This window comes from Sphingobium sp. KKT206 (assembly GCF_055640555.1).
Genome location: NZ_CM145764.1, coordinates 1,853,934 through 1,873,510, shown reverse-complemented (window position 1 = coordinate 1,873,510; position 19,577 = coordinate 1,853,934). Strand labels below are relative to the sequence as shown.

The window sequence follows — 19,577 nt, the reverse complement described above, 5'->3', positions numbered from 1 at the left end:
AACACTCCGCCTCCAAACCAAAGCGGGATGGCCATTTGTACTGCTTCGTCAGCAGTCAGTAAGTGACGAAAATAGGCTAATAAAATATACACAGGGGCGGCGACAAGGAAAAGGGCTGCCGCAAAAAAACATGAGCAATTCCCTTGCCCGCGTGGGAATTGCCGGATGCAGTGGCTTTCGCGTTTGAAGGGTCCAATATCGAGGGCGATCTTTCATGAACGACACTGTCTCATCGTAGGCTTCTGTCCGCAAGTGGTCGATTGCGGATGGCCCCCGCCCTTCACCCGCCGACCGTCAGTTCCTCATAACAGCCGCGCGCTTCGGTTGCGGGGCCGCGTCTGGTGGGGAGGTGGGTGATGCGGACGACGCGGACGGTGGTGCCGTGGGGGAAGGTGATGAGATCGTGCGCGCGCACGGGGGCGTGGGCGCGGTCGATGCGGCGGCCGTTGAGGCGGATATGGCCGTCCTCCGCCAGTTTCTGGGCGCTTGACCGGCTGGAGCAGAGCCGGACGAACCAGAGATATTTGTCGATGCGCAGCGTCGGCGCATGGCCGGGGGCTGCGCCCGGATCAGCCATTGCGACCAAGCAGCTCGGCCAATCCGGCAAAGGCGTTATTGGCGGGCGCGGGGCTGCCGCCGGTGGGGTTCGCGCGCGAGGGCGGGGGGGTGCCATCCTTGCCGCCGCGACGACCATGGGCGGGTTTGTCGCTGCGTGGCTTCTGCTCATTGTCTGGTCGGCCCGTGCGCGGACGGGCGTGCTGGGCGCGTTCGGGGCGGGGTTTCTGGCGGCCCTTGAAGACCCAGTTGGCGGCGCTGACGGGGGGCGCTTCTGCTGGTTCAGCTCCTTCGACAGCTTCCTCGGTCGCAACCGGAGTGGGCGCTTCGACGGGACGGAAGCCGGCGGCGCGCATCAGTTGCAGGAAAGCGGGTTCGAGCAGGCCGAGCGAGACGATCTGCGGGCTGACGGCGGTGAAGGCTTCGCCCTTGGCGATCGCCTCATGCGCGGCGCGGGCCATGCGTTCGGCCATGTCGATGCGCAGCATCTGGTCACCAAAGCCGCGAAAGCCAGCGATTCGCGCGCCCATCTGCGCAAATTTGTCGCCCGTGGGCAGCAGGGTGAGGCCGGGCAGCGGCAAGGGCAGGCAGGGCTTGCCGAGTCGCGCCGCCAGCAAGGCGGAGCGCCAGCGCGCCGCGCCGGGCTTGAGCAGGCCCGGATGATAGATGTCGAGCACGCCGATATCGATGCCCGCGCGGCGCAGCAGGTGGCGCTGGTCCTTGTCGAGATGACCAAGCGCGGCATCGAGATCGACCCGCGCCATCACGCCGCCGCCATCGGCAAGCTGCGCGAAGACCGCGCGCACCACGGCCGGGACGGCCGGATCGGCGGCGCTTTCGGCCATTTTTACCAGCGGTAACAGATGCTTCTGCTTCTGCGCGTCGAGCCAGGCGGCGAGGCGCGTGGCGACCTGTTTCTGCAGATCGGGGGCCAGTTCGAGTAAGGCGCGGTCGAGCCGGATTTCGGGCGTCAGCAGGGTCGGCCCCGCCAGCAGGGTCGCGACCGTCGCCTGTCCCCAAGCGATGCCCGGCATCTGTCCCGCTTCGTCCAGCAGGGCAAAATCCGCATCCGCCGCCGCAACCAATTCATCTGCCTTCACACGCAATACCTTTCCAAGGCGCCTTTCCGCCGCCGCCAACAGCATCTTCCTGTCCTGATGCCGCGTAGCGGGATCGACCGAGAAACGAAATCCGTCAAGTCGCCCGATCGATTCTCCATCGACGCACACGCTGCCGTCCGGTTCGACGGTGACCGGCAGGGTGCTGGCATTTTGGCCGAGATCGCGCAACAGGACGGTGGTGCGGCGGTCCACGAAACGCTGCGTCAGCGCGGCGTGGAGCGCATCGGACAGCTTTTCCTCCAGCGCGCGGGTGCGTTCGGCCATTTCGGCGGGATCGGCGAGCCAGTCGGCGCGGTGGGCGATGTAGGACCAGGTGCGGGCGGCGGCGATCCGGCCCGCGAGCGTGTCGATATCGCCCTGCACCGAATCGAGCCGGGCGATCGCCTGCGCGAACCAGTCGCGGGGGATGTGGCCATTGCCTTCGGACAGGAAGCGCCAGATGCGCGCGACGGCGCGGCCATGATGTTCGGTGCCGAGCTTCTGGAAATCGGGCAGGCTGCAGGCGGCCCAGAGCCGTTCGACCTGCCGCTGGCCACGCGCGCGGTCGATGACGAGGGGATCGTCGGCCAGCCGCTTGAGCACGGACAGGTCGACGGCCTGCGGCGCGGCGCGCAGTTCGGGGCGGTCGGGCCGCTCCTCCAGATCGGCGATAAGATGGTCGAGCCGGTCGGTGCGGGGCGTGCCGTCGCGCCAGAAAAGATGGTCCACCGGCGGGAAGCGATGCGCCTCGATCGCTTCGATCTCTTCGGGGGTAAAGGCAGCGTCGCTATCTTCGCCGCCCAGCGATCCGAATGTGCCATCCTTGTGATGCCGCCCGGCGCGCCCGGCGATCTGCGCCATTTCGCTGACGGTCAGGCGGCGGGTGCGGCGGCCATCGAACTTGCGCAGCGACGCGAAGGCGACATGGGCGACGTCGAGGTTCAGCCCCATGCCGATCGCGTCGGTGGCGACGAGATAATCGACCTCGCCATTGAGGAACATCTGCACTTGGGCATTGCGGGTGCGGGGAGAGAGCGCGCCCATCACCACGGCGGCACCACCCCGGAACCGCCGCAGCATTTCGGCGACGGCATAGACTTCCTCGGCCGAGAAGGCGACGATGGCGGAGCGTTTGGGCAGGCGCGAGAGCTTCTTCGCGCCCGCATAGGAGAGGGTGGAGAAGCGCGGGCGGCCGATGATCTCGACATCCTTGACCAGCGCCTTGACGGTGCGGGCGATGCTGGCGGAACCCAGGATCATGGTCTCTTCGCGCCCGCGCGCGCGGAGCAGCCGGTCGGTGAAGATATGGCCGCGTTCAGGGTCTGCGCCCAGTTGCGCTTCGTCCAGCGCGACGAAGGCATAATCGCCGGTGATCGGCATGGATTCGGCGGTGCAGAGGAAATAGCGGGCGTGGGGCGGGACGATCTTTTCCTCGCCGGTGATCAGCGCGACCTGCGCCGGGCCTTTGATCGCGACCACCCGGTCATAGACTTCGCGGGCGAGCAGGCGGAGGGGGAAGCCCATCATGCCGCTGCTGTGCCCGCACATCCGCTCGACCGCGAGATGGGTCTTGCCGGTATTGGTTGGCCCCAGGACGGCGGTGACGGGCGATCGGGCAAAGGCAACCATGATGGCCCTCTGTCGAGCATGGGCGGCGATGGAGCAAGGAGATTCGCGGGTTCCCTACCTTGGTGCATTCCTATCGGGTCCGTGGCACGGGTCGTCGCAGGCGGGTGCGTCATTGGTGCGTCTTAAATTGACTTTAACCCTGCCGCTTCACAAGGGTCTGGCCCGACGTATGGCGCGGGGGCCGTTGCGTCGCCAAGCAATGCTATCATGCCCCTGGGGGTCGCGGTTTGTTTCAGGATAGCCAGTTCGGATCGCAGCAGGGCGGCGCCACCATGTCGCTATGGCTGGCCGACTCGCTGCGTCAGCCTGCACCGGTCCCGCCGCGCGACTGGCGGATGCGGCTGCGCGAATGGGCGGACGAGGTGGAACTGGTCCCCGACCTTGCCCAGCGGATCGGCAGCCCGACCTGGTTCCGGGGCCTCGCCACCTGTTTCGGGCTGTGCGCGACGGCGCTGTATCTGTCGCCGGGTTTCAAGCCCATTCCGGGGTTGCCCGGCCGGACGATGGCCGAAGCGCAGTATGACGAAGTGCGCAGCCAGATGATCACGCCACTGGCACTGGGCGCGGACAGCGGGCGGCGGATGGGCGCGACCGATGCGGTGCAGCCATTGCGCCAGACGCCGGAGCGGCCGCAGATCGAACTCAACGCCCAGGTCGGCAGCAGCGACACGCTGGCGCGTGCCTTGTCGCGGGCGGGGGTCAGCAGCGGCGATGTGGCGACGATCAACGCGCTGGTCGGCGCGGATATCAGCGACGGGGTGAAGCCGGGCACGCGGCTCGACATCATATTGGGCCGCCGCGCGAGCCGCGACCGGCCCCGGCCGCTTGATCGGCTGGCGTTCCGCGCGCGGCTCGACCTGGCGCTGGAACTGGAGCGGGCGGGCGGGGTGCTGTCGGTGCGGCGCATCCCGATCCGCGTCGATAATACGCCGCTGCGCATTCAGGGCGTGGTGGGCGAGAGCATCTATCGCTCGGCGCGCGCCGCCGGTGCGCCGCCCAAGGCGGTGCAGGCCTTCCTGCGGGTGATTGCCGGGCAGGTCGATCTGGGCGGGATCGGCGCGGGGGATCGCTACGACATCGTGACTGAATATCGCCGCGCGGAAACGGGCGATATCGAGGTGGGCGAGTTGCTCTATGCCGGGTTGCAGCGCGCGCGCGGCAAATCGGTCGACATGCTCAAATGGACCAGCAATGGCCGCACCGAATGGTTCGAAGCGTCGGGCGTGGGCGAGCGGCGCGGTGTGCTGTCGGCCCCGGTCGCCGGGCGCATGTCGTCCAGCTATGGTATGCGGCGGCACCCGATTTTGGGCTATAGCCGGATGCATGCGGGCATCGATTTCGCGGCGCGCTATGGATCGCCCATCTATGCGGTCACGGATGGCGTGACCGCCTATGCCGGTCGGCATGGCGGGCATGGTAATTATGTGCGTATCCAGCATGGCGGCGGTATCGCGACGGGCTATGCGCATATGAGCCGCATCGCCGCCGCGCCGGGCCAGCGTGTGCGCCGGGGCCAAGTGATCGGCTATGTCGGCTCGACCGGCCTGTCGACCGGGCCGCATCTCCATTATGAACTCTATCGCGGTGGTGCGACGGTCAATCCGTTGTCGGTCAAGTTCACCACCACGGCGCAGCTGGCGGGCAATGATTTGCGGGCGTTCCGCGCGCAACTGGCGCGCTACAAGGGGCTGGCTGTGGGCCAGCGCCAGGCCTTTGCCGAAGTGCCATCGGCCGCGCCGGTCGCCAGCGGTAAATAAGCCGCTTCCCGCGCGGGTGTCGCTTGGGTAACGAGCGGGGATGATTGCTTCCGCTCCGGCTTCCGTCACCGCCATCCTGCTTGCGGGTGCGCGGCCCATTCCCGATCCGTTGGCGATTGCCGCAGGCGTGCCGGTCAAGCCGCTCGCGCCGGTCGCGGGCGAGCCGATGATCAATCGCCCCGCGCGCGCGTTGCTCGATCATCCTGCGATCGGGCAGGTGATCGTCCTGACCCAGCGGGCCGATGCCTTTGCCGCCGATCCGGCGACGGCGTGGTTGGGCGCGCATCCGCGCGTGCGGTTCGAGCGGGGCGGGGCGGGGATTGCTTCGTCGCTGCTGGCGTTGATGGAGGCGGGCGATCTGCCCTTTCCGCTGTTGCTGACGACGGCCGATCATGTGCTGCTCGATCGGGCGATGTTGGATCAGTTCATTGCCGAGGCGACGGGCGCGGATGTTGCGGTGGCTATGGTCGAACGGGTGACGCTGCTGGCGCGTTATCCGCAATCGCGGCGGACCTGGCTTAAATTCCGCGATGGCGGTTGGTCGGGCGCCAATATCTTCTGGTTCGGCAGCAACAAGGCGCGGCCGGTGATCGCTCTGTGGCAGGAGGTGGAGCAGGACCGCAAGAAGGGGTGGAAAATCCTGTCCGCCTTCGGGCCGCTGGCGTTGCTGGGCGCGCTGTTGCGGATTTCGACGCTGCGCGGTGGCATGGCGCGGGTCGGGCGGCGCTTTGGCCTGGTGGCGCGGCTGGTGGCGATGGCGCAGCCCGAAGCGTGCATCGATGCGGACAAGCAGGCGGATGTGGATCTGATCGAGGCGATATTGGCGGGGCGGTAGGCGCTATTCCTGGTTCCGTTCGTTTCGAGCGCAGTCGAGAAACCGGCGCGAGGGTTTCTCGACTGCGCTCGAAACGAACGGCGGGTGGTTGCTTACTTGTCGCTCGCCACGGCCCGGCGACTGGCCCAGCCCATCATCGCGAAACCGGCAAGGGCGGCGACGATGTTCGCGACCGCTGCGCCGATCGTGCCGTAGAGCGGCAGCAACGCCGCCTGCAGGCCGAGCAGCAGCAGGGTCGCGACGAAGGTGATGCGCAGCGACAGGCCCGCGCGATCGGTCGCCATCAGTAGCGGGCGGTAGCTGACGCCGATCAGTTCGATGCAGGCGGCGATGCCGAGCAGCAGCAGCAGCGGATATGCGGGCAGGAAGTCCGGCCCGGCGATGAAGCCCAGCAATGGGCGGCCGATGGTCGCGATGAGCGCGATGATGACCGCGCCCGCGATCAGCGCCAGCCGGTTGGTGCGGCGGAACAGGGCGCCGAGCGCTTCCTTGCCATGGCTGCTGCTGCGCGACAGTTCGACGAAGATGCTGCGCGACAGCAAGCTGCTGATCTTGGTCAGCGAATTGGCGAGCTGGTTGGCGAGGCGGTAGAGGCCAGCGCCCACGGGGCCGACGAACGCCCCGACGATCAGCACCGCGACCTGCTGGCCGATCGAGGTGAGGCTGGTCTGGAGGTTGGTGGCGGTCAGGAAGCCGACGATACCGGGATTTTCGCGACGCGCGTCGATCGCCCGTCCGGCGCGCCAATGGCCGATGCGGCCATGGCCGACACGCAACGCCAGTCCCCAATAGCTGAGCGCGCAGAGCAGTTCGGCAAAGGCCCAGGCGATGAGGAAGCCGGTAATGTCGGGCATCCACAGCAGCGCCGCGCCCGCGCCGATCATCCGGCCGACCGGGATCATGGTTTCGGCGAGCGCGGCGCTGTCGAACCGGTCGAACAGGCGCAACAGGCCGGTCGGGCTGGAGCGGATGGTGATCATCATCACCATGCAGAACAGCCAGACCTGCCAGGCCATATGCGGTCCGACCTCCAGCAGGTCAGCGAACAGGAGCAGGATCGCGGCCGCAATCAGCCCACCCGCGACCGCCGATGCCAGGTCGATGAGGATGCAGAAGCGCAGCACCCGGTTGAGCGCATCGCCATGGCCGGCGGTCAGATGCGGCTGGCCATAGCGCACGACGATCTGCCAGCTGTCGAACGACACCAGCGTCTTGATGACCTGCGCGGCGCTCAGCACCAGGGCGAAGCGGCCGAAATCGGCGACGCCGAGCGTGCGGGTGACGATGGCGAGATAGGCGATGCTGAGGATCGCGCCGACGCCCTTGCCACCCAGCAGCCAGCCGGTATTGGCCAGGATGCGCGAAAAGCCGTCGCCTGCCTGCCCCGATCCGCGTTTGACCTTCACGTCTGCCCTGGCCTTTCACCCGGATGCCGGTCATCCGGCGTGCGCCTGTCTAGGGGGTTCGGGCCGTCGTGCAAACCCCGCCTTTTTTTCGGCCAAATTGCGGTCTAAGGCCGCGCGCTATGACGATCAGCAAAGCCATCATTCTTTCCGCCGGGCAAGGCTCACGCCTGTTGCCGCTGACCCGCGACGTGCCCAAATGCATGATCGAATTTAACGGGCGTACTCTCATCAGCTGGCAGGTCGCCGCGCTGGTCGCCAATGGCGTGACCGACATCGTGGTGGTGACGGGCTTTCGCACCGAGCGGGTCGAGGATCATGCGCTGCAGCTCTATCGCGAGACGGGCGCGCGTATCCGCACCGTGTTCAATCCCTTCTTTCAGGTTGCCGATAACTTGGGCACCTGCTGGATCGTGCGGGAAGAGATGGACCGCGACTTCATCATCCTGAATGGCGATACCATCGTGTCGGACGAGATCGTCGCCAAGCTGATCGCCGGGGCGACCGACGCGATCACCGTCACCGTCGATGTGAAGCCCGATGGAGACTATGACGACGATGACATGAAGGTGAACCGCGACGAGAGCGGCCGCCTGCACCATATCGGCAAGCGCTTGCTGCCGCCCGACACCAATGCCGAATCGATCGGCATGTTGGCGTTCACCGGCGAAGGCCCGGCGATCTTCCGCAACCAGATCAACCAGATGATGCGGACGCCCGAAGGGGTGGAACGCTGGTATCTGCGCGCGATCGACATCATCGCCAAGGGCAACCGGGTGGGCACCGTGTCGATCGACGGTCTGCCGTGGCAGGAGGTCGATTTTCCGCAGGACGTGGAAGCGGCGGCGGCGCTGACGGCGCGGTGGGTCGATGAGGGGCGCTATCGGCGATAGGGGAGTGGGGGGTGAACGTCATGCTTTTCAGGCGGATTGTAGGACAGAGGCATTTTCTGTCTCGATAGGGTGACACCTCTCCATCTGATCATAAGCCATGATGACTCTGGATCGGTTATATAACATCCGTTCGTGCTGAGTAGAGACTGAGCTTGTCGAAGGCTCGTATCGAAGCATCATACGCAGCGCCTGATCCTTCGATACGCCATTTCGACTTCGCTCAATGGCTACTCAGGACGAACGGGTCCTATGATGCCATAGTTCAGCCCTGCTTCCGACCCTTGCAAGGGAATGACATGAAAAAGGCCTCCGTTTTGCGGAGGCCTTTTTCATTTGCGCGAGCGGGCAGCGATCACATGTGGATCGGTTTGCCGGTGACCGCCATGGCGGCTTCCTTGATCGCTTCGCTGTGCGTGGGGTGAGCGTGGCAGGTGTAGGCGATGTCTTCGCTCGATGCGCCAAACTCCATCGCCTGTGCCGCCTGCGCGATCATCGTGCCGGCGGGGGTGGCGATGATCCAGACGCCCAGCACCTTGTCGGTGTCGGCGTCGGCGATGATCTTCACGAAGCCTTCGGGTTCGTGGTTGGTCTTGGCGCGGCTGTTGGCCATCATCGGGAATTTGCCGACCTTGATCGCGCCCTTTTCCTTGGCGGCTTCCTCGGTCAGGCCGACGCCCGCGATTTCCGGCTTGGTGTAGACGACCGAGGGGATCAGGTCGTGGTTCACGATGCCGGTCAGACCCGCGATATTTTCCGCAACCGCAATGCCTTCATCTTCGGCCTTGTGCGCCAGCATCGGACCGGGGATGACATCGCCAATCGCCCAGACGCCGGGAACCTTCGTGCCGAACTCATGATCGGTTTCGATCTGGCCGCGCGCATTCAGTTCCAGCCCGATCTTGTCGAGGCCAAGGCCGTTGGTGTTGGGACGACGGCCGATCGATACCAGCACGACATCGGCTTCGATGGTTTCAGCATCGCCACCGGCGGCGGGTTCGACGGTCAGGGTCACGCCCTTGTCATGCGCCTTCGCGCCGGTGACCTTCGTGCCGAGCTTATAGTCGAAGCCCTGCTTCTTGAAGATCTTGTTGGCTTCCTTGCGGACTTCACCGTCCATGCCGGGCAGGATCTGGTCGAGATATTCGACGACGGTGACCTTGGCGCCCAGGCGACGCCATACGCTGCCCATTTCCAGGCCGATGACACCGCCGCCGACGACCACTAGATGGCCCGGCACCTTGTCCAGCACCAGCGCGCCGGTCGAATCGACGATCTTGCCGCCGTCATTGTCGACTTCGACACCGGGAAGTGGCGTGACCGACGAGCCGGTGGCGATGACGATATTCTTGGCCGTTACCTTTTCGCCGTTGATCTCGACGGTGTTCGCGCCGGTGAAGCTGGCCAGGCCCTTGAGCCAGGTCACCTTGTTCTTCTTGAACAGAAATTCGATGCCGCCGGTCAGGCCCTCGACCGCATCGGCGCGCTGGCCCTGCATGGTGGTCAGGTCGAGGCTCATCTTGTCGATCTTGACGCCGAGCTTGGCGAGCGTGCCATTGGCCGCTTCGTCATAAAGTTCGGAGGCGTGCAGCATCGCCTTGGACGGGATGCAGCCGACATTGAGGCAGGTGCCGCCCAGCGTATCGCGGCTTTCGGCGCAGGCGGTCTTGAGACCCAACTGCGCGGCGCGGATCGCGGCGACATAACCGCCGGGGCCGGACCCGATCACCAGAACGTCATAGTCGAAATCGGACATGTGTCACCTTCCTCTTAGTGCTCCTGCGCACGCAGGAGCCCAGGGCGTCGTCAGAAAAGCGTCTCGAACAAATCGCGCCATTGCGGATTTTCCCGTTCGATCAACTCCATCTTCCAGGCGCGTTTCCATCTTTTGATCTGCACTTCGCGAAGCCTCGCTTCCTGCAGATCGTCATAAGCAGCGAACCATACCAACATGGTGCAGCCATGCTGTTTCGTAAAGCCATCCACCAGCTTCTTGCGATGTTGATATGCCCTGCTGGCCAAGTCGCTCGTAACGCCCACATAGAGCGTTCCGTTGCGCCTGTTGGCCATCAGGTAGACATATCCGGCTTTCGTTGCACGTCTCCGCCCTGGGCTCCTGCTTTCGCAGGAGCACTGTTGGCTTAGTTTACAGGTCGATCAGCAGGCGGGTCGGGTCTTCGATCGCGTTCTTGACCGCGACGAGGAAGGTCACCGCTTCGCGACCATCGACCATGCGATGATCATAGCTGAGCGCCAGATACATCATCGGACGGATAACGATCTGACCGTCGCGAACGACCGGGCGGTCCTCGATCCGGTGGAGGCCCAGAACGCCCGACTGGGGCGGGTTGATGATCGGGCTGGACAGCAGCGAGCCGAACACGCCGCCATTGGAGATGGTGAAGGTGCCGCCCTTCATATCTTCCATGGTCAGCTTGCCTTCCTTGGCCTTCTTGCCAAAGCCGCCGATGGTCTTTTCGATCTCGGCCACGCTGAGCGATTCGGCGTTGCGGATGACCGGAACGACGAGGCCGGTGGGCGCCGACACCGCGACCGAGATGTCGCAGAAATTATTGTAGACGATCTCGTCGCCTTCAATCTGCGCATTGACGCCCGGAATGTCGCGGAGCGCCATGCAGACCGCCTTCGTGAAGAAGCCCATGAAGCCCAGACGGACGCCATGCTTCTTTTCGAACAAGTCCTTATATTTGGCGCGGGCCTCGATGATGTTGGTCATGTCCACGTCGTTATACGTGGTCAGCATCGCTGCGGTATTCTGCGCTTCCTTCAACCGCTTGGCGACGGTCTGGCGCAGGCGGGTCATCTTCACCCGCTCCTGCGCGCGGGTGGGGCCAGCGGCAGGGGCGTCGGCGGCTGGGGCCGAGGCAGGCGCGGACGCGGCGGCCTTGGCAGTGCCAGCGGCGACGGCGGCGGTGACGTCGTCCTTGGTCAGGCGGCCGTCCTTGCCGGTGCCCTTGATCTTGGACGGGTCAAGGCCATGCTCCAGCACCAGGCGGCGCACGGCGGGGGAGAGCGTCAGATTGCCGCCTTCCTCCTCGTCCGACGCCGTTGGCGCAGGGGCCGATGCGGCAGGCGCAGGCGCAGCGGCCTCCGCCTTGGCAGCGGGAGCAGGCGACGCAGCAGCGGCGGCCGCGCCCTCGTTGACCATCGCCAGCAGCGCGCCGACATTCACGGTATCGCCTTCCTTGGCGATGATATCGCCCAGCGTGCCGGCGACCGGCGAGGGCACGTCGACCGCGACCTTGTCGGTTTCCAGGCTGACGATGGGTTCGTCGAGCGCGACGGCTTCACCGGGCTTTTTGAGCCACTGGCCCACGGTTGCTTCGGTAACGGATTCGCCCAGGGTAGGGACTTTGACTTCGGTAGCCATGAGCTTGTTCAGCCTTTCTTCTGGCGTCGGATTTCTTCACGGACGCTGTGACCCAGCGCATCGGCGACGAGGGCGCCCTGTTCGGCGACATGGCGTTTGGCGAGACCCGTTGCGGGCGACGCCGATGCCTTGCGACCGGCATAGCGGGCGCGCATCGGTGCCTTGCCGACGTCCGCCAGAGCTTCCTCGATATAGGGCTCCACATGGAACCACGCACCATTATTGCGTGGCTCTTCCTGGCACCAGATCACTTCTTCCAGCTTTGGCATACGCTCCATGCGGATGGCGAGTGCTTCGGTGGGGAAGGGATAAAGTTGTTCGATGCGGACGATCTGGGTGTTCTTGTCCCCGGCCGCATCGCGCGCTTCCATCAGGTCGTAGGCGACTTTGCCCGAACACAGCACCAGCCGCTTCGTTTCCGCATCGGGTGCCGGATTCATGTCCGACAGGATGCGCATGAAGTGGGTGTCGCCCTGGAAATCCTCGGCCTTGCTCACCGCCAGCTTGTGCCGCAGCAGCGACTTGGGCGTCATGATGATCAATGGTTTGCGGAAGGGACGCAGCATCTGACGGCGCAGGACGTGGAAATAATTGGCCGGGGTCGTGATGTTGGCGACCTGGATATTCCCTTCGGCGCAGAGCTGAAGGAAGCGTTCCAGACGCGCCGAACTATGTTCCGGTCCCTGTCCTTCATAGCCGTGCGGCAACAGGCAGACGAGGCCGTTGGCGCGCAGCCACTTGCTTTCCGACGAGGCGATATACTGGTCGAAGATGATCTGCGCACCATTGGCGAAATCGCCGAACTGCGCTTCCCACAGGACCAAGCTCTTGGGGTCGGCCAGGGCATAGCCATATTCGAAGCCAAGGACGCCATATTCGGACAAGGGGCTATCCAGCACCTCGAACCGGCCATGACGGACGGTGGAGAGCGGGATATATTTCTTTTCCGTATTCTGATCGACCCAGACCGAGTGACGCTGGCTGAACGTGCCGCGCCCTGAGTCCTGGCCCGACAGGCGCACGCCATAGCCTTCCGACAGGAGCGAGCCGAAGGCCAGCGCCTCGCCGGTTGCCCAATCGAAATTCGCGCCGGTCTTGAACATCTCCGCCTTGACATCCAGCACGCGCTGGAGCGTCTTGTGGACGGCATGGCCTTCGGGAACGGTGGTCAGCGTCTTGCCCAGGCTTTCCATCAGCTTAGGCGCGATGGCGGATTCGACGCTGCGGCGTGTGGTTTCCGCGTCGGCGGGCTTGTGCAGGCCCGACCAGCGACCGGCGAACCAGTCGGCCTTGTTGGCCTTGTAGCTTTTGGACGCTTCGAACTCGTCTTCCAGATGGGTCACGAACTCGTTGGTCGCGCTGGCCACGAAATCGTCGCCGATCACGCCCTGTTCCTTGAGGCGCGTGGCATAGACGTCGCTGACCGGCGGATGCTGGCGGATCTTCGCATACATCAGCGGCTGGGTGAACGAAGGCTCGTCGCCTTCATTATGGCCAAAGCGCCGATAGCACCACATGTCGATCACGATGTCGCGGTGGAAGGTCTGGCGATATTCGACCGCCAGTTTGCACGCGAAGGTCACCGCTTCGGGGTCGTCGCCATTGACGTGCAGGATCGGGGCCTGAACGCCCTTCGCCACGTCGGACGGGTAGGGCGAGCCGCGCGAGAATTGCGGGCTGGTGGTGAAGCCGACCTGGTTGTTGACGATGAAGTGGATGCAGCCGCCGGTATTGTAGCCCGACACGCCGGAGAAGCCGAGGCATTCCCATACGATACCCTGACCCGCAAAAGCGGCGTCGCCATGGATCAGCACGGGCAGAACCTGCTCATGCTTGTCGAGGTCGTCGCGGAAGGTCTGCTGCGCGCGCACCTTGCCCAATACGACCGGATCGACGGTTTCGAGATGCGAGGGGTTGGGCACCAGCGACATATGGACCTTGATCCCGTCGAACTCGCGATCGGTGGAGGTGCCCAGATGATATTTCACGTCGCCCGAACCGCCGACATCTTCGGGGTTGGCGGTGCCGCCGGAAAATTCGTGGAAGATGACGCGGAAGCCCTTGGCCATCACATTGGCAAGGACGTTCAAACGGCCGCGATGGGCCATGCCATAGACGATTTCGCGCACGCCCGACTGGCCGCCATATTTGATGACGGCTTCGAGCGCGGGGATCATGGATTCGCCGCCGTCGAGGCCAAAGCGCTTAGTGCCGACATATTTGCGGCCCAGGAACTTCTCATATTGCTCGCCCTGGATGACCTTGGCCAGGATCGCCTTCTTGCCTTCCGGCGTGAAGATGATTTCCTTGTCCTTGCCTTCCATCCGGTCCTGCAGGAAGCGGCGCTCCTCCACATCGGCGATGTGCATATATTCGAGGCCGACATTGCCGCAATAATTGGCGCGCAGGATGGCGACGATCTCGCTGACGCTGGCAAATTGCAGGCCGAGCGTGCCGCCGAGATAGATTTTCCGGTTAAGGTCGGTCAGGCCGTGAAATTCCGGCGTCAGGTCGGCCGGCAGATCGCGATGGGTCAGCCCCAGCGGATCGAGATTGGCGGCCAAATGACCGCGCACGCGATAGGTGCGGATCAGCATCATCGCGCGGATGGAATCTTCGGCGGCCTGCGCTATGTCCGCATCCGACACCGCCTTGCCCGCAGCCTTGGCGGCGGCCTTGACCGCGACCTGCATCTGCGTGGGGTCAAGCGCCCCGGTGAGGTCGTCAGTGTCCGACAACGGCCAATTCGGGCGTGCCCAGCTGGGGCCTTGCTCGATCTCGAAATCCTGGTTTTCGTAACCCATAATATCTTGTCCGATCCGTGCCGCGTGCAGTCGCGGTGCGGGAAGTGAGCGGCCAGGGTGCAGCCCGGCCGCCTCTATATATAGTCGCTTTTTAGCCGTTCAGCACTTCGAGCAAGGTCGTGCCGAGTTCCGAGGGGCTGGCGGCGACCTTGATCCCGGCGGCTTCCATCGCCGCGATCTTGCTTTCCGCGTCGCCCTTGCCGCCCGACACGATCGCGCCGGCATGGCCCATGCGACGGCCCGGAGGGGCGGTGCGGCCCGCGATGAAGCCGGCCATCGGCTTCTTGCGTCCACGCTTGGCCTCATCCATCAGGAACTGGGCGGCCTGTTCTTCCGCGTCGCCGCCGATTTCACCGATCATGATGATCGATTCGGTCGCGTCGTCGGCCAGGAACAGTTCCAGCACGTCGATGAAGTTGGTGCCGTTGACCGGATCGCCGCCGATGCCGACAGCCGTGGTCTGGCCCAGGCCCGCGTTCGAGGTCTGGAACACGGCTTCATAGGTCAGCGTGCCGGAGCGCGAGACGACGCCGACGCTGCCCTTCTTGAAGATGCTGCCGGGCATGATGCCGATCTTGCACTCGTCGGGGGTCAGGACGCCGGGGCAGTTGGGGCCGATGAGGCGCGACTTGCTGCCCGACAGGGCGCGCTTGACGCGCACCATGTCGAGGACGGGGATGCCTTCGGTGATGCAGATGATCAGCGGGATTTCCGCGTCGATCGCTTCCAGGATCGAGTCGGCGGCAAATGGTGGCGGCACATAGACCACCGAGGCATCGGCGCCGGTCTTGGTCTTGGCTTCCAGCACGGTGTCGAACATGGGCAGGCCGATATGGGTCTGGCCCCCTTTGCCCGGCGTGACGCCGGCCACCATCTGCGTGCCATAGGCAAGCGCCTGTTCGGTATGGAAAGTGCCGGTGGCACCGGTCATCCCTTGCGTGATGACCTTGGTATTCTTGTTGACGAGAATCGACATTTGTCTTGGCGTCCTTTCGGTTGCCCGGTGCAGGTCGGGTCTATGAACTCGCTAGTTGCGAGAATGGCGTTTATTCGGGAACGTAGTGGTCGTTACTATTCAAGTTAGTAGGTCCGATCCGACCCGGAAAGTATTTTCCGGCGTCCACACGCAGATGCCCTTCTTTTACTAGCCAAGCTAAATCCTTGCGTAGATCAGATGCTCGATCACCAGAGCCAAATATCGCCATTGCCAATTGCACCAAATCAATAGGTGCCCTGTATCGGACGATAACTTCGATGGCCTGAGCAACCGTGGGCTTGGGAAATACCATCGAAATCACTCAGGCCAGGCTGGGATCGATCGCTTTGCAAGCGTCGAGCAGTTCCTTGACCGCGTCGACCGACACCTGGAGGTTGCCCTTGGCTTCTTCGTTCAGCTCGATCTCGATGACCTGCTCGACGCCGTCCTTGCCGATGATCACGGGCACGCCGACATAGAGATTGTCGACGCCATATTGGCCGGTGAGGTTGGCGGCGCAGGGCAGCAGGCGCTTCTTGTCGCCCAGATAGGCTTCAGCCATGGCGATCGCGCTGGTGGCGGGCGCATAGAAGGCCGAGCCGGTCTTGAGCAGGCCGACGATTTCGCCGCCACCCGAACGGGTGCGCTGCACGATGGCGTCGATGCGCTCCTGCGTCGAGCGACCCTGCTTGATGAGGTCGGGGACGGGGATGCCAGCGACCGTCGAATATTCGATGACGGGGACCATCGTGTCGCCATGTCCACCCAGCACGAAGCTGGTGACGTCCTTGGCCGACACCTGGAATTCCTCGGCGAGGAAGTGGTTGAAGCGCGAGCTGTCGAGGACGCCCGCCATGCCGACGACCTTATTGTGGGGGAGGCCGGAAAATTCGCGCAGCGCCCACACCATCGCGTCGAGCGGGTTGGTGATGCAGATGACGAAGGCGTCGGGCGCGTTGGCGGCGATGCCTTCGCCCACGGCCTTCATGACCTTGAGATTGATGCCGAGCAGATCGTCGCGGCTCATGCCCGGCTTGCGGGCGACGCCGGCGGTGACGATGATGACGTCCGCGCCTGCAATGTCGGCATAATCGTTGGAGCCGGTGATCTTGGCATCGAAGCCTTCGACCGCGCCGCACTGCGACAGGTCGAGCGCCTTGCCCTGGGGGATGCCTTCGACGACGTCGAACAGGACGATGTCGCCCAGGCCCTTCAGAGCGGCGAGATGCGCCAGCGTGCCACCAATATTGCCAGCGCCGATGAGCGCGATCTTCTTACGGGCCATATATCTGTCATCCTCCAAGTCTTGACTACTGGAATTGATGCCTCGCCTACGCCCTTCGACCGGGGGTTTCAACCTGTCAAAGGTGGGAAGTCGGATTTATCTTTGCAATTCATTCGCAGTTGCATTAAAGGCGATTCACACGCTGTCGCTCCCGGCTCCTACCCTGGCCGGTGAGCCTTCCCTGCAGCGCTACCCTGCCGGATGCCTTCCCGACGGAAGGCATCCGGTCTATTTTTCGCAGGATATGGACAAGAAGATTGCGCCGTGATGACGGCGGTGCGCGCTATAACGTGCTGCAACAGGCAGTTACCCATAGGTCTTTATGTCATCCCCGCGAAGGCGGGGATCCATCTCCGAACCTAAACCCAAGACGATAAGGTGGGAGATGGGTTCCCGCCTTCGCGGGAATGACGGTGATTGGTAAGCGATGCGCATTTCGCAACGACCCCCTGCCAGGGGAGGATGCTATTTGGGGCCGTGGCCGAGCGCGAGATAATCATCCGACTGCATTTCCATCAGGCGCGAGACGGTGCGTTCGAATTCGAATGCGCCATCGCCTTGTGGATAGAGCTGCGCCGGTTCCGCATCGGCCGAGGCCAGCAATTTGACCTTATATTCGTAGAGCGAGTCGATCAGCGTGACGAAGCGGGCGGCCTCGTTGCGGTTTTCCGGGCCAAGCACCGGAATGCCGACGATGATGACTGTATGATATTTGCGCGCGATCGCCAGATAGTCGGGCGCACCGCGGGCTTCGGCGCACAGGCGCTTGAACGAGAAGACCGCGACGCCCTTGAGGCTTTTGGGCACATGCAGGGTGCGGCCGCCCTGGACCGGTATGTCTTCGGACGGGACATGGGCACGATCGGACGGCGGATAGTCGGTCAGGCGGAAAAAGGCAGTGCTGAGCGCGGCGGTCGCTTCGTCGCCATTGGGGCAATGCCACAGCGTCGCATCGCCGAGCCGGTCGCGGCGATAGTCGGTCGGGCCGTTCAATGTCTGCACATCGAGCCGATCCTTGATCAGGTCGATGAAGGGTAGGAACAACTGGCGGTTGAGGCCGTCCTTGTAGAGATCGTCGGGCACGCGGTTCGACGTGGTGACGATCGTCACCCGCTTTTCGAGCAATCCCGTGAACAGCCGCGACATGATCGCGGCGTCCGCCATATTATTGACCACCATCTCGTCGAAGCATAGCAGCCGGGCATTCTCGGCCAGCGCCTCGACCACCGGGGGGATGGGGTCGCCGGTTTCGGATTTGCGCACTTCGGCCAAGCGGGCGTGGACGTCGAGCATGAATTCGTGGAAATGGGCACGCGCCTTGCGCGGGATTTTCACCGTGTCGAAGAACAGGTCCATCAACATGGATTTGCCGCGCCCGACGCCGCCCCACATATAGAGGCCGCGCGGCGGTTCGGGGGCCTTGCGGAGCAGCCGCCACAGGGTCGAGCCGCGTTCGGGCGCGGCTTCCAACTGCTGTTGCAGGGTGTCGAGCCGGACGGCAGCGGCGCGCTGATCGGGATCGGCGCGCAATTCTCCGGCAGCGATCAACGCTTCGTAGCGAGCAAGGACACCGGTCATTTGGCGGGCGGCGCCTTGCGGATGGTGGCGGTGGAGGCGGCGACGGGTTCGCCATCCTGCGTCATCAGCATCCGCAGGAACAATAGGCGGCCGGTTTCACGCAACAGGTCGACCTGCGCCAGCAGCAGCGGGCCGACGCGCCCGGCACCCAGATATTGCATCGACAGGTCGATGGTCACGCCATGAATCTGATCCTTATGCCCCATCGCCCAGAGCGCGCCGAAATAGGCATGGTCGGCAAAGGCGGCGAGGAAGCCGCCATGCAGCGTATCGAGCCGGTTGCGATGGCTGGAGCGGGTTTCCAGCGCGACTTCCGCCCGGCCGGGCGAGAGTTCGCGCATATAGCCACGGCCGATCGCCTGCAAAAACGTATCGGGGTGCGGGTCGGACCATGCGATCCAGCCCGCCCATTGCCCGTCCGTCAGTGGCTGACCCCCGGCGACACCATCACTGTTCAAGATCAAAGCTGCCGTTCGACCATCATCTTCTTGGTCTCGGCGATCGCCTTGGCCGGCGACAGACCCTTGGGGCAGACATTGGCGCAGTTCATGATCGTGTGGCAGCGATAGAGGCGGAAGGGATCTTCCAGCTCGTCGAGGCGGTCCCCGGTATATTCGTCGCGGCTGTCGGCCAGCCAGCGATAGGCCTGGAGCAGGATGGCCGGACCCAAGAACTTGTCGCTGTTCCACCAATAGGATGGGCAGCTGGTCGAGCAGCAGGCGCACAGGATGCACTCGTAGAGGCCGTCGAGCTTTTCACGGTCGGCGGGCGACTGGAGCCGCTCCTTGCCCGATGGCGGGGGCGACACGGTCTTCAGCCAAGGCTGGATCGAGTTGTATTGCGCGTAGAAATGGGTGAAATCAGGCACCAGATCCTTGATCACGTCCATGTGCGGCAGCGGCGTGATCTTCACGTCCTTGCCCGAACATTCGTCGATCGCGGTGGTGCAGGCCAGGCCGTTCTTGCCGTTCATGTTCATCGAACAGGAACCGCAAATGCCTTCGCGGCAAGAGCGGCGGAAGGTCAGCGTGGTGTCATATTCATTCTTGATCTTGATGAGCGCGTCCAGAACCATCGGCCCGCACTGGTCGAGATCGACCTCGAACGTGTCGTAACGCGGGTTTTGCCCGGAGTCGGGATCATAGCGATAGACTTTGAAGCTGCGCACATTGGTTGCGCCTGCGGGTGCGGGGTGGGTCACACCCTTACCGCTGATCTTGCTGTTCTTGGGCAACGCAAATTCGGCCATCGCTCGTCGAGCCTCTTTCAGAGTGTCGTTCGGTTGCGGCCCGCATACCAAAATATGGGCAAAGGTCCAGCACCTACAAAAGGGAATGCGACGCGCGCCCTTGCAAAAGCCCCTATATCGCCGCT

The 19,577-nt window shown here is 63.9% G+C and carries 15 protein-coding genes; 3 read left to right on the top strand and 12 right to left on the bottom strand.

Going from position 1 to position 19,577, the window contains the following annotated elements; all coding sequences use genetic code 11:
• Nucleotides 1-280: 280 nt before the first annotated feature.
• Together ACZ2HM_RS08835 and ACZ2HM_RS08830 are read right to left on the bottom strand one after the other, a co-directional pair.
• Complete coding sequence (locus tag ACZ2HM_RS08835; RefSeq protein WP_037479277.1) at nucleotides 281-577, bottom strand: RNA-binding S4 domain-containing protein; 297 nt, start codon at nucleotides 575-577, stop codon at nucleotides 281-283.
• Nucleotides 570-3,284 carry a helicase-related protein gene (locus tag ACZ2HM_RS08830; RefSeq protein ID WP_470425056.1) on the bottom strand — a complete coding sequence of 905 codons (2,715 nt, stop codon included), beginning with the start codon at nucleotides 3,282-3,284 and terminating at the stop codon, nucleotides 570-572. The genes ACZ2HM_RS08835 and ACZ2HM_RS08830 overlap by 8 nt, the downstream gene beginning before the upstream one ends.
• 227 nt (nucleotides 3,285-3,511) lie before the next feature.
• Here ACZ2HM_RS08830 and ACZ2HM_RS08825 point away from each other — a divergent pair, with 227 nt between their 5' ends.
• Both ACZ2HM_RS08825 and ACZ2HM_RS08820 read left to right on the top strand, forming a co-directional pair.
• Nucleotides 3,512-5,041 (top strand): peptidoglycan DD-metalloendopeptidase family protein, encoded by a 1,530-nt coding sequence (locus ACZ2HM_RS08825; protein ID WP_470425055.1) that lies wholly within the window; start codon nucleotides 3,512-3,514, stop codon nucleotides 5,039-5,041.
• Between the two features lie 40 nt (nucleotides 5,042-5,081).
• On the top strand, nucleotides 5,082-5,876 hold the full coding sequence (locus ACZ2HM_RS08820) for a nucleotidyltransferase family protein (protein WP_470425054.1): 795 nt from the start codon (nucleotides 5,082-5,084) through the stop codon (nucleotides 5,874-5,876).
• 92 nt (nucleotides 5,877-5,968) lie between these two features.
• On the opposite strand, the gene ACZ2HM_RS08815 is transcribed toward ACZ2HM_RS08820, so the two are convergent.
• Nucleotides 5,969-7,282: a lipopolysaccharide biosynthesis protein gene (locus ACZ2HM_RS08815; protein ID WP_470425053.1), complete on the bottom strand. Its 1,314-nt coding sequence runs from the start codon at nucleotides 7,280-7,282 to the stop codon at nucleotides 5,969-5,971.
• A 119-nt stretch (nucleotides 7,283-7,401) separates the two neighbouring features.
• Between ACZ2HM_RS08815 and ACZ2HM_RS08810 the strand changes: the two genes are divergently transcribed.
• Entirely contained in the window at nucleotides 7,402-8,172 is a 771-nt protein-coding gene (locus tag ACZ2HM_RS08810; RefSeq protein ID WP_037477105.1) for a phosphocholine cytidylyltransferase family protein, read from the top strand.
• Nucleotides 8,173-8,524: 352 nt separating this feature from the next.
• On the opposite strand, the gene lpdA is transcribed toward ACZ2HM_RS08810, so the two are convergent.
• From lpdA to ACZ2HM_RS08765, 9 genes are all read right to left on the bottom strand, one after another.
• On the bottom strand, nucleotides 8,525-9,925 hold the full coding sequence (lpdA, locus tag ACZ2HM_RS08805) for a dihydrolipoyl dehydrogenase (RefSeq protein ID WP_470425052.1): 1,401 nt from the start codon (nucleotides 9,923-9,925) through the stop codon (nucleotides 8,525-8,527).
• 50 nt (nucleotides 9,926-9,975) lie between these two features.
• Nucleotides 9,976-10,239 (bottom strand): GIY-YIG nuclease family protein, encoded by a 264-nt coding sequence (locus ACZ2HM_RS08800; protein WP_470425051.1) that lies wholly within the window; start codon nucleotides 10,237-10,239, stop codon nucleotides 9,976-9,978.
• Nucleotides 10,240-10,315: 76 nt separating this feature from the next.
• A complete protein-coding gene (gene odhB, locus ACZ2HM_RS08795; RefSeq protein WP_470425050.1) occupies nucleotides 10,316-11,560 on the bottom strand; it encodes a 2-oxoglutarate dehydrogenase complex dihydrolipoyllysine-residue succinyltransferase in 1,245 nt (414 codons plus the stop codon).
• Between the two features lie 8 nt (nucleotides 11,561-11,568).
• The gene (locus ACZ2HM_RS08790; protein WP_470425049.1) at nucleotides 11,569-14,364 is read right to left on the bottom strand and encodes a 2-oxoglutarate dehydrogenase E1 component; all 2,796 of its coding nucleotides are present in this window, start codon (nucleotides 14,362-14,364) and stop codon (nucleotides 11,569-11,571) included.
• A gap of 91 nt (nucleotides 14,365-14,455) precedes the next feature.
• Nucleotides 14,456-15,340, bottom strand: coding sequence for a succinate--CoA ligase subunit alpha (gene sucD / locus ACZ2HM_RS08785; RefSeq protein WP_096062546.1), 885 nt, complete (start codon nucleotides 15,338-15,340; stop codon nucleotides 14,456-14,458).
• Nucleotides 15,341-15,662: 322 nt separating this feature from the next.
• A complete protein-coding gene (gene mdh, locus ACZ2HM_RS08780) occupies nucleotides 15,663-16,625 on the bottom strand; it encodes a malate dehydrogenase (protein ID WP_037480299.1) in 963 nt (320 codons plus the stop codon).
• Nucleotides 16,626-17,090: 465 nt separating this feature from the next.
• Entirely contained in the window at nucleotides 17,091-18,203 is a 1,113-nt protein-coding gene (gene zapE, locus ACZ2HM_RS08775) for a cell division protein ZapE (protein WP_470425048.1), read from the bottom strand.
• A complete protein-coding gene (locus ACZ2HM_RS08770) occupies nucleotides 18,200-18,661 on the bottom strand; it encodes a PaaI family thioesterase (RefSeq protein ID WP_037480764.1) in 462 nt (153 codons plus the stop codon). The genes zapE and ACZ2HM_RS08770 overlap by 4 nt, the downstream gene beginning before the upstream one ends.
• Nucleotides 18,662-18,663: 2 nt before the next feature.
• A complete protein-coding gene (locus ACZ2HM_RS08765; protein ID WP_037480303.1) occupies nucleotides 18,664-19,452 on the bottom strand; it encodes a succinate dehydrogenase iron-sulfur subunit in 789 nt (262 codons plus the stop codon).
• Nucleotides 19,453-19,577 lie beyond the last annotated feature (125 nt).